The sequence below is a fragment of the Streptomyces sp. NPDC001020 genome, from assembly GCF_053599115.1.
Genome location: NZ_JBSFLQ010000027.1, coordinates 70,318 through 85,873 on the forward strand (window position 1 = coordinate 70,318; position 15,556 = coordinate 85,873).

Consider the following 15,556-nt stretch of genomic DNA (forward strand, 5'->3'; position numbering starts at 1 on the left):
GACCTCTCACATGCGTTCGAAGGAGCGGCGCAGCTCCCAGTCGGTCACCGCGGCGTCGAAGGCCGCCAGTTCGACGCGGGCCATGTTGCGGTAGTGCGCGACCACCTCGTTTCCGAAGGCGGCCTTGGCGAGGGCGCTGTTCTCCCAGAGTTCGGCGGCCTCGCGCAGCGAGGTGGGCACGTGTGCGTACCCGGCGGTGTACGCGTTGCCCGCGCACGGTTCGGGAAGTTCCAGCTTCTGCTCGATGCCGTGCAGCCCGGCGGCGACCATCCCGGCGACCGCGAGGTGCGGGTTGACGTCACCGCCGGGTACCCGGTTCTCGAACCGCAGCGAGCGGCCGTGGCCGACGACCCGCAGGGCGCAGGTGCGGTTGTCGTTCCCCCAGGCGACCGCGGTCGGGGCGAAGGAGCCCGGCTGGAAGCGTTTGTAGGAGTTGACGTTGGGTGCGTACAGGAGCGAGAACTCGCGCAGGGCGGTGAGCTGGCCGGCCAGGAAGTGGCGCATGGTCTCCGACATCCCGCCGGGGTCGTCGGGGGAACCGGCCATGATGCCCCGGCCGTGCTCGTCGGCGAGCGAGAGGTGGATGTGGCAGGAGTTGCCCTCGCGTTCGTTGTACTTGGCCATGAAGGTGATCGAGACGCCGTGTTGGGCCGCGATCTCCTTGGCGCCGGTCTTGTAGATCGCGTGCTGGTCGCAGGTGACCAGGGCGTCGTCGTAGCGGAAGGCGATCTCGTGCTGGCCGGGGTTGCACTCGCCCTTGGCCGACTCGACGGTGAGCCCGGCACCCGCCATCTCGTTGCGGATACGGCGCAGCAGGGGTTCGATGCGCCCCGTTCCCAGCACCGAGTAGTCCACGTTGTACTGGTTGGCCGGGGTCAGATCCTGGTAGTTCGCGTCCCAGGCCTGCTCGTAGGTGTCCCTGAAGACGATGAACTCCAGCTCGGTGCCGACCTGTGCGGTGTGACCGAGGGCGGCGAGGCGGTCGAGTTGGCGGCGGAGGATGTGGCGGGGCGCGGCGGCCACGGGCGAACCGTCGCTCCAGGCGAGGTCGGCGACGACCATGGCCGTGCCCTCGTGCCAGGGCACCCGGCGCAGTGTGCTCAGGTCCGGGCGCAGGACGAAGTCGCCGTAGCCGCGGTCCCAGGAGGACATGCCGTAGCCGTCGACCGTGTTCATCTCGGTGTCGACGGCAAGGAGGTAGTTGCAGCCCTCCGTGCCGTGCTCCAGGACCTCGTCGAGGAAGAAACGCGCGGCGAACCGCTTGCCCTGGAGGCGTCCTTGCATGTCGGGGAAGGCCAGGACGACGGTGTCGATCTCACCGCCGGCGACGAGGGCGTGCAGCTCTTCGACGCCGAGCGGGGGTGTCCGGTGTGCCACGGGAGGTCTCCTTCCGTCCGCCGAGAGCCATAAGGTATGTGCGAGAACCATTGGCTGGGAAGGGGGCGCGTCCATATGTCGCAGGCGGAAACCGGTGAGGACCTGGGCGTCCCGGGTGGCCCGCACGACCGGCTGACACCGGTGCTGCGGCCGGTGCGGGCCGGCAACGGCTTCGAGGAGGCACTGGAGCAGATCCTCCAGATCGTCCGCCTCGGGCTGGTGCCCGGCGGTGAACGGCTGCCCGCCGAGCGGGAACTGGCGGAGCGGCTGAGGATCAGCCGGGTGACGCTGCGCGAGGTACTGAAGGTGCTCCAGGACGAGGGCTTGGTGGAGTCCCGGCGTGGGCGCTACGGCGGCACGTTCGTGCGGCCGCGGGCCGACGGGGGTGGCGGGGACGAGCTGCGCCGACGCGTCGAGAAGGTCGACATCGAGGACGTGCTGCGGTTCCGTGAGGTGCTGGAGGTGGGCGCGGCGGGGCTCTGCGCGACGCACGGCCTGACGGGACCCCGGGCGGCACGACTGCGGGAGGCGCTGGCCCGCACGCAGGACGCGCCGCTCGCCGAGTACCGGCGGCTGGACACGCTGTTGCACCTCACGCTGGCCGAGCTGTGCGGGTCGCCATCGCTGACGGCGCAGTACGCGGCCGTACGGGCGACGGTGAACGACCTGTTGGACTGCATCCCGCTGCTGGTGCGCAATCTGGAGCACTCCCAGCGGCAGCACGAGGCACTGGTGGAGGCGGTTCTCGACGGGGACGCGGACGGGGCGCGGGAGATGATGCGGGAGCACTGCGCGGGCACGGCGGCGCTGCTGCGGGGCTTCCTGGCCTGACATCGACGCGGGAGCTTGCCGTTCACCGCGGCCTTGGCAAAGGTGTGAACCCATTCCATTGAGGGGGCGGGAGGACACGTGACGAGCAGGCCGTTGATCGGCGTCAGTACCTATCTGGAGGCCGGGGTGCGCTGGGGCGTCTGGGAACTGGACGCGGCGCTGCTGCCGGCCGGGTACCCACGGCTCGTGCGGCGGGCCGGGGCTCTGGCCGCGCTCCTGCCGCCGGACGACCCGGCGTACGCGGCGGCGACGGTCGCCCGGCTGGACGGCCTGGTGGTCGCGGGCGGCCCGGACGTCGAGCCGGTCCGGTACGGCGCGCGGCCCGATCCCCGCACCGGCCCGCCGTCCCGGGCCCGGGACGCCTGGGAACTGGCGCTGATCGAGGCGGCGCTGACCGCGGACATCCCGTTGCTCGGGGTGTGCCGGGGGATGCAGTTGCTGAACGTCGCCCGCGGCGGCACGCTCGTCCAGCACATCGACGGACACACCAAGGCCCCCGGGGTCTTCGGTCGCCACCCGGTCAGGCCGGTGCCCGGCACCCTGTACGCGGGTGCCGTCCCGGAGGAGACGTCCGTACCGACCTACCACCACCAGGCCGTGGACCGCCTCGGCGAGGGCCTCGTCGCGTCGGCGTACGCGACGGACGGAACGGTGGAAGCGGTCGAACTCCCGTCGGCCTGCTGGGTGCTGGGGGTCCAGTGGCATCCGGAGATGGGAGAGGACGTACGGGTGATGAGGGCCCTGGTGCACGCGGCGTCCGCAGGCCGAACTCGGGACTAGGGCCCCGACAAGGCAACGTTTGCCCCGTCGCGATGGCCCTGTACCTGCTGCTCGTCGCCGCTTGGGCCGTCGCGGCCGTCCGTACCGGCCGGGAAATCGTCAGCGGCGAGCTGCTCGCAGCGCCTCGCCGATGACGTGCGGCGCCTCGGCCAGCGAGGGCCCGTACCAGGTCAGATGACGGCCGCTGACCAGCGCGCACGCTCTTCCCGGGAACGACTCCGGACCGTCGTCGGCCGTGAAGCGGTAAGGCTCGTCGGGCAGCACCACGAGGTCGGGGAAGGCGTCCCGCAGCTCCTGAACGGGGATCCGCGGATAGCGCTCCGTGTGTGTCGCGTACATGTTGTCGACACCCAGCCGGGCCAGTACGTCCCCCGCGAACGTGTCCCGGCCCAGCACCATCCAGGGCCGGCGCCAGACGGGGACGACGGCGGACGTACGGGTCCCCGGCGCCGGTAGCCGCGACCACGCGGCACGGGCCTCGTCGAGCCAGCGCGGCCGGCCGGGTGCCCCGCACGCGACCACGACCCGCTCCAGCTCGCGGAAGGCCTGCGACACGTCCCGCACCTCGGTGACCAGGACCGCGAGGCCCGCCTCCCGCAGCGCGGCGAGGTCCGGCAGGCGGTTCTCCTCCTCGTTGGCGAGGACCAGGTCGGGGGCGAGCCGGATGATCCGCTCGACGTCCGGGTTCTTGGTGCCGCCGATCCGAGCGACGTCGAGGTCCGCCGGATGGCTGCACCAGTCGGTGGCGCCGACCAGGGCGCCCGGCACGGATGCGGCCACGGCTTCGGTCAGCGACGGCACGAGCGAGACGACGCGCATCACGGTCGTTCGATCTCGGGCGTCGACCGCGTGTCCGGAGGTGTCGGCCATGGCGGCCAGTATTCCAGCGCGGCACCTGGCCGGGTGTTTACCAGAGGGGTCAGCGGCGGCGCGAGCGGTCCTCGAGCGCCTCGATATGGTCGGCGACCGCGACCACGATCACGCGGGTTTCGGGCTCGGTCGCCCGCCAGCGGTGGCGCACTCCTCCGCTCAAATAGAGCGTGTCGCCGCGCCCGAGCCGGTGTGCGCGGCCCTCCGCCTCGACCTCGACGGCACCGTCGACCACGTACATCAACTCGTCATTGCGGTGCTGGAACTCGCGTCCCTCGTCGTGATCCCCGATGAACTCCATCGCATGAAGCTGATGGTGTCCGCGCACCAGTGGGCGCAACCGCGCCTGCCCCGGCGTGATCGCCTCGTCGTCGGCGCGCAGGACGTCCACACTGCACGCCGGGTCGGCCGCCGCGAGCAGTTCGACGGCGGTGGTTCCCAGGGCGTCGGCGATCCGTTCCAGGGAGGGCCGGCTCGGACGCGCCCGCTCGTTCTCGACCTGGCTCAGGAAGGGGACCGACAGTCCGCTGCGCTCGGCCACGACGGCGAGGGTGAGCTCCAGTGCCCGGCGCTGCCGCCGGATGGCCGCGCCCACCCGAAGGGGCTGTTCTTTGTGGTCGCCCATCGCTCCGGCTCCCTCCCACGCTCGTCGGTCCACTGCCCTGTCCGGCGGGTTTGCCGCCGCTGCCCGATGGTTCATCGGTGCACTGCTTCTTCTTGCGTTGTCTGCACCCTACGCATGTTCGTCAAACCGTTTCATGCGCCCGTCACATCGGTGTCACATACAAGAGTGGTAAGGGTCACGGTTCGCGCCACCGGACAAGCCGTCCCGCCGTTGCCTGTGTGCCGCCCTCGCCGCGGGGCAAACGGGCTGGTCAGCAGGGCTGAGGGGGTCAAGGGCACGCTCCTGCGGCGGCGAGGGGGCGACGGGACCACCACGGCGCGTACGGCACGCCGGGGGGCGTCCCGGTGTCCGGAGGCGAGGTCCGGGGTGCCGTGGGAACAGCGCGCCCTGCCGGCGGAGGGCACCGAAGAAATGTTCGGCGCCCCCGCCGGCAGGGCGTGTGGACGGCGTGGCCGCGGCACGGACGTGGTTGTCCGGATCTTTCTCGTACGCCACCAGGTGGCGCGGCCCGGCGGCGGACTACTGCGGAGTCATCCGCTCCACCATGCCCGGGTGCTGCTCCAGCCACGCGGCCACGGCGTCCTTCTCATGGCCGTGGCCACGCTTCTTGATCTCGCTCTCCAGGCTGCCGAGTTCGTCCTCGCTCATCCTGAAGTCCTTGATCCACTTGGTGAGTTGCGGATACTTGTCCGGAAAGGCCCGGCTGGAGATGGTGCGGATCGTGTTGCCCTCGCCGAAGAGCTTCTTGTCGTCCTTCAGCTTGGTGAGCTGGTACTCGCTGTAGGCCCAGTGCGGCGACCACAGGACGACGGCGACGGGCTTCTTCTTGGCGTAGGCGCGCTTCAGCTCGGCCAGCATCGCGGGCGTGGAGCCGTCGACGACCTTGTACTCCTTGTCCAGGCCGTAGCCGGGCAGGACCTTCGTCTTGAGCAGGTTCATCTCGCCGGTGCCCGGCTCGATGCCGATGATCCGGCCGCCGAAGGTCTTCGCCCTGCCCTTGAGGTCCTCCAGGGACTTGACGTCCTTCACGTACGAGGGGACCGCGATCTCCAGCGAGGTCGGCTGGTACCAGGTGCCCAGGTCCTTGAGGTCGGCCTTGCTCTTGTCCCAGTAGTTCTTCTGCGCGTACGGCAGCCACGCGTCGAAGTTGAGGTCGAGGTCACCACCGGCCAGGCCCGTGTAGACGGGGCCCACATCCATCTGCTTCAGGTTCAGCTTGTAGCCGCGCCGCTCCAGGACGTTCTTCCACAGGTGGGTGACGGCGACGTCCTCGTCCCAGGGGAACCAGGCGACGTTCAGCGGGCGCTTCGCCTCGGCCGGGCTGCCGGAGGCCTGCTGGTGGACCGGGGCGAGCTTGTCGACGATGCCGGGGTTCTTCTTCAGCCAGGCACGCACGGCGTCCTGCTGCTTCCCCTTCCCGGCCTTGTTGATCTCCGCCTCCAGGCTGGTGAGCTGCTTCTCATCCATCCTGAAGTCCTTCAGCCAGGTGCCCACGACGGGGTTGTCCTTGGCGAAGCCCTTGCGGGCGAGCGTGTGCACCCGGTCGCCCTTGCCCCAGGCACCCTTGGGGTCCTTGAGCTTCTTCAGGTCGTAGTCGCTGTACGCCCAGTGCGGCGACCAGAGCGTGACGACGATGGGCTGCTTCTTGGCGTAGGCGCGCTTGAGCTCGGCCAGCATCGCGGGCGTGGAGCTGTCGACGACCTTGTACTCCTTGTCGAGCCCGTACTCCTTGACGACCTTGCTCTTGAGCAGGCTCATCATGCCGGCGCTGGACTCGATGCCGGTGATCTTCCCGCCGAACGTGGCGGCCTTCCCCTTGAGGTCCTCCAGCGAGTCGATGCCCTTCATGTACGAGGGCACGCTCAGCTCCAGGGACGTCGGGCCGTACCAGGAGCCCAGGTCGTCGAGCCGGTTGCCGTACTTCTTCCAGTACTGCTCGTGGGTGGTGGGCAGCCAGGAGTCGGTCTCGAAGTCGACGTCGCCCTGGGCGAGCGAGGTGTAGAGCGGTCCGGCGTCGAACTGCTTGACGTCGACCTTGAATCCGCGCTGCTCCAGGAGCTCCTTCCAGAGGAACGTGGAGGCGACGCCCTCGTCCCACGGGATGTAGCCGATGGTGACCTTCTTGCCCTGACCGACGTTCTGCACGTCGGCAGCGGTGGCGTTCTTCTCGCCGCCGCCGAAGACGCCCATGCCGCCGGCGGTGAGCGCGAGCACGACCACGCCGATCACGGCCACGGCGGGCCGGGGACGGTAGGACCAGATCTTCAGGCCCTGCGCGGCACGCAGCCGGGCGGCGGCGCGTCGGCCGAGCGGGGAGACCTGCGTGCCCAGGGCGCTGGTCATGCGGTCCAGGTAGATCGCCAGGATGACGATGGCGACACCGGCCTCGGAGCCGAGGCCCACGTCGAGCTGGCCGATGGCCTCGTTGACGTCGCCGCCGAGACCGCCGGTGCCCACCATGCCCGCGATCGCCGCCATGGACAGACCGAGCATGATGACCTGGTTGACGCCGGCCATGACGGTGGGCAGGGCGAGCGGGAGCTGGACGCGCAGCAGGGTGTTGCGCGGGGTGGTGCCGAACGCCTCGGCGGCCTCGACCAGTTCCTTGTCGACCTGGCGGATGCCCAGCTCGGTCATGCGGACGCCGGGCGCGAGGGCGAAGATCAGGGTGGCCACGATGCCGGCGGGGGCGCCGGTGCCGAAGAACAGGATCGCCGGGATGAGGTAGATCATCGCGGGCAGCGTCTGCATGAAGTCGAGCACCGGCCGGATGAGTCCGCTGACCCGGCTGGAGCGAGCCGCCCAGATGCCCAGGGGCACGGAGACGACGAGCGCGATGATCGTCGCCACCAGGACGAGCGACAGCGTCACCATCGCGTCCTCCCACAGGCCGAGGGAGTCGATGAAGGCGAAGCCGACGAAGGCGAGGACACCGGCGGACGTGCCGCGCAGCCAGAACGCGGCCACCGCGAGGATGCCCGCGAGCAGCAGCGGCTCCGGGGCCTGCAGGACGGTGTTGATGCCGTCGAAGGTGCCCTGGAAGACGGTCTTGCAGAAGTCGAACAGCCAGGCCATGTGGTTGGTGAGCCAGTCGACCGTGGAATTGACCCAGCTACCGAACGGGATCCTAGGCATGGGCGATCACCTGCCCTCCCTTGTCGCGCGGGGAGTCGCAGGGTGTGGCATCACCCACCCCGTCGGCGAGGAAGTCGAGGACGCGCTGCCGGGGTACGACACCCACGAGCTCGCGTTGCGTGTCGAGCACCGCCACCGGGTGCGTGAGGCGGGCGCTGATCGCGCACAGCTCCACGAACGGCGTGTCGGGCGTCGCGGTCTCACAGCCGCAGTCCGCCTCGTCGCCGCGCACGGTGGTGTCCATGACGGCGGCCGTGGTCAGGACGCGGGAGCGGTCGACGTCCTGGGTGAAGGAGGCCACGTAGTCGTCGGCGGGGCGCATCAGGATGTCCTCGGCGGTGCCGATCTGCACGATGCGGCCGTCGCGCATCACCGCGATGCGGTCACCCAGGCGCATGGCCTCGTTGAGGTCGTGGGTGATGAAGACGATGGTCTTCTTCAGGGTCTTCTGGAGTTCCAGCAGCTGGTCCTGCATGTCGCGGCGGATCAGCGGGTCGAGCGCGCTGAAGGACTCGTCCATCAGCAGCAGATCGGCGTCCGTGGCGAGCGCCCGGGCGAGGCCGACGCGCTGCTGCATACCGCCGGACAGCTCGTCGGGCCAGGACTTCTCCCAGCCGGCCAGGCCGCACAGGGCGAGCGCCTCGTCGGCGCGCTTCTCGCGCTCGGCGCGGGGCACGCCCTGCACTTCCAGGCCGTAGGCAGCGTTGTCGCGGACACTGCGGTGCGGGAAGAGCGCGAAGTGCTGGAAGACCATACTGATCTTCCTGGAGCGGACTTCGCGCAGCTCGCGGGCGCCGAGCTCGGTGAGGTCCTGGCCGTCGAAGCGTACGTGCCCCGCGGTCGGCTCCAGCAGTCCGTTGAGCATGCGCAGCAGTGTGGACTTGCCGGAACCGGACAGGCCCATGACGACGAAGATGTTGCCGGGCTCCACCGTGAAGGACGCGTCGATCACGGCGGCGGTGGTGCCGTCGGCGCGCAGTTCCTCACGGCCCGCTCCCTGCCGGAGCCGCTCCACCGCCTCGTCCTGTCGTCTGCCGAACACCTTGTACAGGTGTTCGGCCTCAAGCCTGGATGACACAGGTACCTCTCGATCGGAAGCCTCCGAGCCGCTGCAAACGGTTGAAATTGCAACTGGCATCATTTCGAGGCGCGCCTGCCCGGATGCGGGCAGGCCAAACCTTTGAGTGTCCCAGTTCACAAGGTGCTCACCGTTGTCGCATGGGCGGTCACCCTGCGCCGACGGGGTCGCTGTCGGTGCCGTACGGCATGATGCGGAACGTGACCCGACGCCTGATGCTCCTCGACACCGCCTCGCTGTACTTCCGCGCCTACTTCGGCGTCCCGGATTCCGTGCGGGCCCCGGACGGCACACCCGTGAACGCCGTGCGCGGGCTGCTCGAATTCATCGAGCGCCTGGTCAGGGACCACCGCCCGGACGAGCTGGTCGCCTGCATGGACGCGGACTGGCGACCGCACTGGCGTGTCGAGCTGATCCCCTCCTACAAGGCGCACCGCGTGGCCGAGGCGCACGAAGCGGGCCCGGACGAGGAAGAGGTGCCGGACGCCCTGTCGCCGCAGGTACCGATCATCGAGGACGTCCTGGACGCGCTCGGCATCGCGCGCGTGGGCGTCGCGGGGTACGAGGCGGACGATGTGATCGGCACGTTCACGGCGCGTGCGAAGGGCCCGGTCGACATCGTCACCGGCGACCGCGACCTGTACCAGCTCGTCGACGACGCCCGCGGAGTGCGCGTGCTCTATCCGCTGAAGGGGGTCGGCACGCTCCGGCTCACCGACGAGGCGGTGCTGCGCGAGAAGTACGGCGTCGACGGCCGGGGCTACGCGGATCTGGCGCTGCTGCGCGGCGACCCGAGCGACGGGCTGCCGGGCGTGCCGGGCATCGGGGAGAAGACGGCCGCGAAGCTGCTCGCCGAGTTCGGCGACCTGGCGGGGATCATGGCCGCGGTCGACGATCCGACGGCGAAGCTCACACCGACGCAGCGCAAGCGGCTCGACGAGGCGCGGCCCTACGTGACCCTCGCGCCCAAGGTCGTACGGGTCGCCGACGACGTACCGGTGCCGGACGTCGAGACGGCACTGCCGCACGCGCCACGCGACCCGGCCGCGCTGGAGACATTGGGGACCCGCTGGGGCCTGGGCGGGTCGCTGCGTCGGCTGCTCAGCACGCTGGGGACGTGACTGTTCGGAGAACCCATGTTGCTCCAGTGCCCCAGCAGGCCCACCATCCACGGATTCGAGGTGCTAACTTAGGTAACCCTCACCACGGATACTGGGAGGTCGTCATGGCAGAGCGCCCGGCAGGCAGAGCTCGGAAGGCCCACTCCGCGCAGGTGGTCCGCACGGAGCGGCTGACCCCGCACATGCAGCGTGTGGTGCTCGGTGGCGAGGGGCTGGCCGGCTTCACCGCAGGCAGTTGCACCGATCACTATGTGAAGCTGCTGTTCCCCGTCGAGGGCGTCACCTACCCCGAACCCTTCGACATGCAGCGGGTCCGTGAGGAGTTCCCGCGCGACCAGTGGCCGGTGACCCGGACCTACACCGTGCGCGCCTGGGACCCCGTACACCGCGAGCTGACGTTGGACTTCGTGATCCACGGCGACGAGGGCCTTGCCGGACCGTGGGCGGTGCACGTCCAGCCGGGCAAGACGGTGCGGTTCATGGGGCCCGGCGGCGCCTACGCGCCTGACCTGAGCGCCGACTGGCATCTGCTCGCCGGGGACGAGAGCGCGCTGCCGGCGATCGCGGCCGCGCTGGAGGCGCTGCCCGCCGGCGCCGAGGCCCACGCCTTCATCGAGGTCGCCGGCCCGGAGGAGGAGCAGAAGATCGACTCCGACGCGGAGCTGATCTGGCTGCATCGCGGAGACCGGCCGGTCGGCGCGGCCCTCGTGGAGGCCGTCCGCGCACTGGAATTCCCTGACGGCCGGGTGCATGCGTTCGTACACGGCGAGGCCGGCTTCGTGAAGGAACTGCGGCGGCTGCTGCGCGTCGAGCGGCAGATCCCGCGTGAGGACCTCTCGATCTCCGGCTACTGGCGCCTCGGTCACAACGAGGACGGCTGGCAGGCGTCGAAGCGGGAGTGGAACGCACGCGTCGAGGCGGAGCAGGAGGGCACGACGCCCGCCGCGTAGAACGCCGGGGCGGCGGCACCGAAGTGCCGCCGCCGCACCGTGCGCTGCCCAGGTCTGGGATCGAACGGGCCGTTCCCACGGCCGAGTTCAGCGCGCTGAGAACGGCTCACCGCTCGTGCTGCCACTCATTGGACGCGGGCGTGCAGGTGCATGTCGTGCCAACCGTCCGGGTGGAGGAGGGCACTGCGTTTGGTGCCTTCCAGAGCGAAGCCCGTCTTCTCCGCGACGCGGCAGGACGCCTCGTTGCGTACGGAGTGCGTCAGTTCAAGGCGGTGGAAGCCGACGCTCTCGAACGCCCAGTGGGTCAGAGCGGTCACCGCACGCGGGGCCACCCCTTGACCACGCGCCGCGGGTGCGGTCCAGTACGCGACCTCCGCCGCACCGTCAGCCGGCACGATATTGCGCAGTGCCACCCGCCCGAGCAGCCGATCCGTGCCCTCGTCCGCAACGGCCCAGTAGGCGTTGCTCTCGCCCTCCCACGCCTTCCGCCACTCCTCGATCAGACCGAGGACCTCCCCCACCGACTCGGTCGCGAAATGGTGCCACTGGTGCATCACCGGATCCTGGAACGCCTCGTGGACGGCCGGGGCATCCTCGGTCTTCCAAGGGCGGAGCACGAGTCCGTCACGGGTGGCGATCACGGGTTGCGGGATCTTGGCGAGCGTTCCGGCCGTGAGGACTTCTCTGATCAGAAGGGGCATGCTGCGCATGGTTCAGGCGGCCTGGACCACCGGGCAAACGAATTTCGCGCCCGGTAGCGACCGCCTCGTACCCTGGAGCCCCATGAGAAGACGCCGCCCTGTCCCGCCCTCTCCCCTGCCACAGCGCGACGGAGTCGATCCCGTGCGGGTGCGGCTGCCGTTCCGCGAGGGGTGGGCCACCGTGCGGGATCATCTCGTGGCCCGGCTCGCGGCCGGGGACGGGGTGATCGCCGGGATGATCGACGCGGGACTGGTCGTCGGGGCCGACGGGCGGCCCATCACGCCGGACGCCGCGTACGTGCCGGGCATGTACGTCTGGTTCCACCGCGCGCTGCCCGACGAGGAGCGCGTGCCGTACCCGGTCGAGGTGGTGTACCGCGACGAGCACATCGTCGTCGCCGACAAGCCGCATTTCCTCGCCACCACCCCGCGCGGCAGCCATGTCGCCGAGACCGCCCTGGCCCGGCTGCGGCGCGACCTGGGCATCCCCGCACTGAGCGCCGCGCACCGGCTGGACCGGCTCACCGCCGGGCTCGTGCTGTTCACCGTACGACCCGAGGAGCGCGGCGCGTACCAGTCGCTGTTCCGTGACAAGCGGATCACCAAGGAGTACGAGGCCGTCGCCCCGTACGACCCGACGGTGGTCCTGCCACGCACGGTGCACAGCCGGATCGTGAAGGAACGCGGGGTCCTGGCGGCCCGCGAGGTGGCGGGTGAGCCCAACGCGGTCAGCCGAGTCGAGCTCCTGGCGCACCGCGAGGAACACGGGCGCTACCGGCTGCTCCCCCGCACCGGGCAGACCCATCAACTGCGCGTGCACATGAACGCGTTGGGACTTCCGATCCTCGGCGACCGGCTCTATCCGGTGGTGACCGCCGCCGGACCGGCCGGCGACTTCCGGCGCCCCCTCCAACTGCTGGCGCGGGCACTGGAGTTCACCGACCCGGTCACGGGGCACGCGCACCGCTTCGTCAGCGGGCGCGTGCTCCAGGCGTGGTCGGCGTACGAGGAGTGGGCCGACTGAGGCCGCTCATCGCCCTGCCACCACCGCAGCACCCGCTGCCGCGGCCGAGGCGTCGGCTCAGCCCACCGACGAGTAGGCCACCACCCCGCGCAGCAGGCCGTCGACAGCCTTGCGGGCGTTCTTCGCGACCGTCGATCCCTCGCCGGGTGCGGCGGCCGAGATCTGCCCGAGGACGTCGATGACCTGCTTGCACCAGCGGACGAAGTCGCCGGCCGGCATCTCGGTCTCCCGCAGGACCTCGTCCAGGCCCTTGCCGCTGGCCCACATGTACGCGGCCCAGGCGAAGCCCAGATCCGGCTCGCGCTGGCCCACACCCTCGGTCTGCCTGATCCGGAACTCCTCCTCCAGACCATCGAGCCTGCCCCAGATGCGCACCATCTCGCCGAGCGCGGCCTTGGCCTTGCCCGACGGCAGCTTCGGCTCCATCGCGTCGTCACCGACCCGGGCCTCGTACACCAGCGCGGAGACACACGCGGCCAGTTCGGCCGGGCCGAGTCCCTCCCAGACGCCCTCGCGCAGGCACTCGCTGGCCAGCAGGTCCAGCTCTCCGTACAGGCGCGCCAGGCGCTTGCCGTGCTCCGTCACCTCGTCACCGCGCAGATAGTCCAGCTCCGTCAGCAGCGCCACGATGCGGTCGAAGGTGCGCGCGATGGTGTTGGTACGGCCCTCGATGCGGCGCTCCAGCTGCGAGGTGTCACGCATCAGACGGTGGTAGCGCTCGGCCCAACGGGCGTGGTCCTCGCGGTCGTCACACCCGTGGCACGGGTGGGCGCGCAGGTTCGTACGCAGCCGGGCGATCTCGCGGTCGTCGGCGGCCGCGGACCGCTTCTTGCGGTGCCGATCGTGCGGGATGTGCCCGGCCTTGGTGCGGAGCGCGGAGGCGAGGTCCCGGCGGGACTGCGGCGAACGCGGGTTGAAGGACTTGGGGATGCGCATCCGCTCCAGTGCCTCGACGGGCACCGGGAAGTCTATGGACGCCAGCCGCTTGACCTGCCGCTCGGCGGTGAGAACCAGGGGGCGTGGGCCGTCGTGGTACTCGAGCCCACGGTGGCCGCCCGCCCGGCCGGCGGACAGACCGGGGTCGAGCACCAGTGCCAGGCCCGCGTACTTGCCGGTCGGGACGTGGATGACGTCACCGGGCTTGAGCTTCTCCAGGGCGACGGCGGCCTCGGCACGGCGCTGGGCCGCGCCCTGCCGGGCCAGCTCCGTCTCCCGGTCCTTCAGTTCGCGGCGCAGCCGGGCGTACTCCTCGAAGTCGCCCAGGTGGCAGGTCATGGCCTCCTTGTAGCCGGCGAGGCCCTCCTCGTTGCGCTGTACCTGCCGCGAGATCCCGACGACCGACTTGTCCGCCTGGAACTGGGCGAACGAGGTCTCCAGCAGTTCACGCGAGCGGTGTCGACCGAACTGCTCCACCAGGTTGACAGCCATGTTGTACGACGGCTTGAAGCTGGAACGCAGCGGGTAGGTACGCGTGCCCGCGAGGCCGGCGAGGTGCTCGGGGTTCGAACCGCGCTGCCACAGCACGACCGCGTGGCCCTCGACATCGATGCCACGGCGGCCGGCGCGGCCGGTCAGCTGGGTGTACTCGCCCGGGGTGATGTCGGCGTGCTGCTCGCCGTTCCACTTGACGAGCTTCTCCAGCACCACCGAGCGCGCGGGCATGTTGATACCGAGCGCGAGGGTCTCGGTAGCGAACACGGCCTTCACCAGGCCACGAACGAAGAGTTCCTCGACGACCTCCTTGAACGTGGGCAGCATGCCCGCATGGTGGGCCGCTATCCCGCGCTCCAGGCCCTCCAGCCATTCGTAGTAGCCCAGGACGTGCAGGTCCTCGGCGGGGATGGAGGCCGTGCGCTCCTCGACGAGGGAGCGCACCTGGTCCCGTGCGTCCTCGTCGTTGAGCCTGAGCCCCGCGTACAGGCACTGCTGGACGGCGGCCTCGCAGGCGGCCCGGCTGAAAATGAACGTGATCGCGGGCAGCAGGCCCTCGGCGTCGAGTCGCTCAATGACCTCGGGCCTGCCCGGCGTCCACACCCTGGCGCGCTGTCTGCGCTCCCGCTCGCGGTCGGCCTCACGCATGGCACGGCCACGCCTGCGGTCCAGGTACGAGGGGCGGCTGGCCTCCATGCGTGCCAGACGAGCGAGGTCGGGGTTGACGGCCTTCTTGTGGCCCTCGCCCTCCTCGAAGAGGTCATACATCCGGCGCCCGGCGAGAACGTGCTGGAACAGCGGCACGGGGCGGTGCTCGGAGACGATCACCTCCGTGTCGCCACGGACGGTGTCGAGCCAGTCGCCGAACTCCTCCGCGTTCGACACGGTCGCCGACAGGGACACCAGCGTCACCGACGCGGGCAGGTGAATGATCACTTCCTCCCAGACGGCGCCGCGGAAGCGGTCGGAGAGGTAGTGCACCTCGTCCATGACCACATAACCGAGGCCGAGGAGGGTCTGTGAACCCGCGTACAGCATGTTCCGGAGGACCTCGGTGGTCATCACGACCACCGAGGCGTCGGAGTTGATGCTGTTGTCGCCGGTGAGGAGGCCGACCTTCGCCGTACCGTAACGGCGACACAGGTCGGAGTACTTCTGGTTCGACAGCGCCTTGATGGGGGTCGTGTAGAAGCACTTCTTGCCCTGTGCGAGGGCGAGGTGGACGGCGAACTCGCCGACGATCGTCTTGCCGGAACCGGTGGGCGCGGCCACCAGCACGCCCTTCCCCGCCTCGAGTGCCTGGCAGGCCTCGATCTGGAAGGGGTCGAAGCCGAAGTCGTACATCTCGCGGAAGGATGCGAGCGCGGTGGCCTGCTCGGCAGCGCGCTTGCGGGCTGCCGCGTACCGCTCGGCCGGTGAGAGGTCCTCTGTCATCGTGCTTTCGAGCGTACCGGGCCGCACTGACAACAGGACGATCTTTATCCGCACCGAGGACCGACGGCCGCCTCAAGGACGGAAAAACAACGCGGACGGACAGCAACGAGGGCGGACGGCAACGAGGGCGGACGGCAACGAGAGGTGGCCGCGCCCCTGGGGGACGCGGCCACCTCTCGCACTGTCGACGAACCGAATC

General features: G+C 70.1%; 12 protein-coding genes. 5 read left to right on the forward strand and 7 right to left on the reverse strand.

Annotated elements, in window-relative coordinates; genetic code table 11:
- Positions 1 to 6: 6 nt before the first annotated feature.
- A complete protein-coding gene (locus ACWDEX_RS24635; protein ID WP_450466067.1) occupies positions 7 to 1,377 on the reverse strand; it encodes a glutamine synthetase family protein in 1,371 nt (456 codons plus the stop codon).
- 75 nt (positions 1,378 to 1,452) lie between these two features.
- Between ACWDEX_RS24635 and ACWDEX_RS24640 the strand changes: the two genes are divergently transcribed.
- A complete protein-coding gene (locus ACWDEX_RS24640) occupies positions 1,453 to 2,208 on the forward strand; it encodes a FadR/GntR family transcriptional regulator (protein WP_450466068.1) in 756 nt (251 codons plus the stop codon).
- A 78-nt stretch (positions 2,209 to 2,286) separates the two neighbouring features.
- On the forward strand, positions 2,287 to 2,988 hold the full coding sequence (locus tag ACWDEX_RS24645; RefSeq protein ID WP_450466069.1) for a gamma-glutamyl-gamma-aminobutyrate hydrolase family protein: 702 nt from the start codon (positions 2,287 to 2,289) through the stop codon (positions 2,986 to 2,988).
- A gap of 99 nt (positions 2,989 to 3,087) precedes the next feature.
- Here the strand turns inward: ACWDEX_RS24645 and ACWDEX_RS24650 are convergent, their stop codons facing one another.
- From ACWDEX_RS24650 to ACWDEX_RS24665, 4 genes are all read right to left on the reverse strand, one after another.
- Positions 3,088 to 3,807: a helical backbone metal receptor gene (locus ACWDEX_RS24650; protein WP_450466121.1), complete on the reverse strand. Its 720-nt coding sequence runs from the start codon at positions 3,805 to 3,807 to the stop codon at positions 3,088 to 3,090.
- A 100-nt stretch (positions 3,808 to 3,907) separates the two neighbouring features.
- Entirely contained in the window at positions 3,908 to 4,483 is a 576-nt protein-coding gene (locus ACWDEX_RS24655) for a helix-turn-helix domain-containing protein (RefSeq protein WP_450466070.1), read from the reverse strand.
- Between the two features lie 519 nt (positions 4,484 to 5,002).
- A complete protein-coding gene (locus ACWDEX_RS24660; protein ID WP_450466071.1) occupies positions 5,003 to 7,618 on the reverse strand; it encodes an ABC transporter permease/substrate binding protein in 2,616 nt (871 codons plus the stop codon).
- Entirely contained in the window at positions 7,611 to 8,696 is a 1,086-nt protein-coding gene (locus ACWDEX_RS24665; RefSeq protein ID WP_450466072.1) for a quaternary amine ABC transporter ATP-binding protein, read from the reverse strand. Before ACWDEX_RS24665 ends, ACWDEX_RS24660 begins: the two co-directional genes overlap by 8 nt.
- A gap of 140 nt (positions 8,697 to 8,836) precedes the next feature.
- Here ACWDEX_RS24665 and ACWDEX_RS24670 point away from each other — a divergent pair, with 140 nt between their 5' ends.
- A complete protein-coding gene (locus tag ACWDEX_RS24670; protein WP_450466074.1) occupies positions 8,837 to 9,817 on the forward strand; it encodes a 5'-3' exonuclease in 981 nt (326 codons plus the stop codon).
- Between the two features lie 104 nt (positions 9,818 to 9,921).
- Positions 9,922 to 10,767 carry a siderophore-interacting protein gene (locus ACWDEX_RS24675; protein ID WP_450466075.1) on the forward strand — a complete coding sequence of 282 codons (846 nt, stop codon included), beginning with the start codon at positions 9,922 to 9,924 and terminating at the stop codon, positions 10,765 to 10,767.
- 125 nt (positions 10,768 to 10,892) lie between these two features.
- On the opposite strand, the gene ACWDEX_RS24680 is transcribed toward ACWDEX_RS24675, so the two are convergent.
- Positions 10,893 to 11,468 carry a GNAT family N-acetyltransferase gene (locus ACWDEX_RS24680; RefSeq protein ID WP_450466076.1) on the reverse strand — a complete coding sequence of 192 codons (576 nt, stop codon included), beginning with the start codon at positions 11,466 to 11,468 and terminating at the stop codon, positions 10,893 to 10,895.
- 82 nt (positions 11,469 to 11,550) lie between these two features.
- On the opposite strand from ACWDEX_RS24680, the gene ACWDEX_RS24685 reads away from it, so the two are divergent.
- Complete coding sequence (locus tag ACWDEX_RS24685; RefSeq protein WP_450466077.1) at positions 11,551 to 12,492, forward strand: RluA family pseudouridine synthase; 942 nt, start codon at positions 11,551 to 11,553, stop codon at positions 12,490 to 12,492.
- Positions 12,493 to 12,549: 57 nt separating this feature from the next.
- Here ACWDEX_RS24685 and ACWDEX_RS24690 read toward each other — a convergent pair whose 3' ends face one another.
- Entirely contained in the window at positions 12,550 to 15,357 is a 2,808-nt protein-coding gene (locus ACWDEX_RS24690) for a DEAD/DEAH box helicase (protein WP_450466079.1), read from the reverse strand.
- Positions 15,358 to 15,556: the final 199 nt, after the last annotated feature.

Bases quoted from the DNA above. Each gene is read 5' to 3' on its own strand.
- ACWDEX_RS24640 (WP_450466068.1), top strand. From the start codon at position 1,453: ATGTCGCAGGCGGAAACCGGTGAGGACCTGGGCGTCCCGGGTGGCCCG.
- ACWDEX_RS24650 (WP_450466121.1), bottom strand. From the start codon at position 3,807: ATGCGCGTCGTCTCGCTCGTGCCGTCGCTGACCGAAGCCGTGGCCGCA.
- ACWDEX_RS24655 (WP_450466070.1), bottom strand. From the start codon at position 4,483: ATGGGCGACCACAAAGAACAGCCCCTTCGGGTGGGCGCGGCCATCCGG.
- ACWDEX_RS24660 (WP_450466071.1), bottom strand. From the start codon at position 7,618: ATGCCTAGGATCCCGTTCGGTAGCTGGGTCAATTCCACGGTCGACTGG.
- ACWDEX_RS24670 (WP_450466074.1), top strand. From the start codon at position 8,837: ATGGGCGGTCACCCTGCGCCGACGGGGTCGCTGTCGGTGCCGTACGGC.
- ACWDEX_RS24675 (WP_450466075.1), top strand. From the start codon at position 9,922: ATGGCAGAGCGCCCGGCAGGCAGAGCTCGGAAGGCCCACTCCGCGCAG.
- ACWDEX_RS24680 (WP_450466076.1), bottom strand. From the start codon at position 11,468: ATGCCCCTTCTGATCAGAGAAGTCCTCACGGCCGGAACGCTCGCCAAG.
- ACWDEX_RS24685 (WP_450466077.1), top strand. From the start codon at position 11,551: ATGAGAAGACGCCGCCCTGTCCCGCCCTCTCCCCTGCCACAGCGCGAC.
- ACWDEX_RS24690 (WP_450466079.1), bottom strand. From the start codon at position 15,357: ATGACAGAGGACCTCTCACCGGCCGAGCGGTACGCGGCAGCCCGCAAG.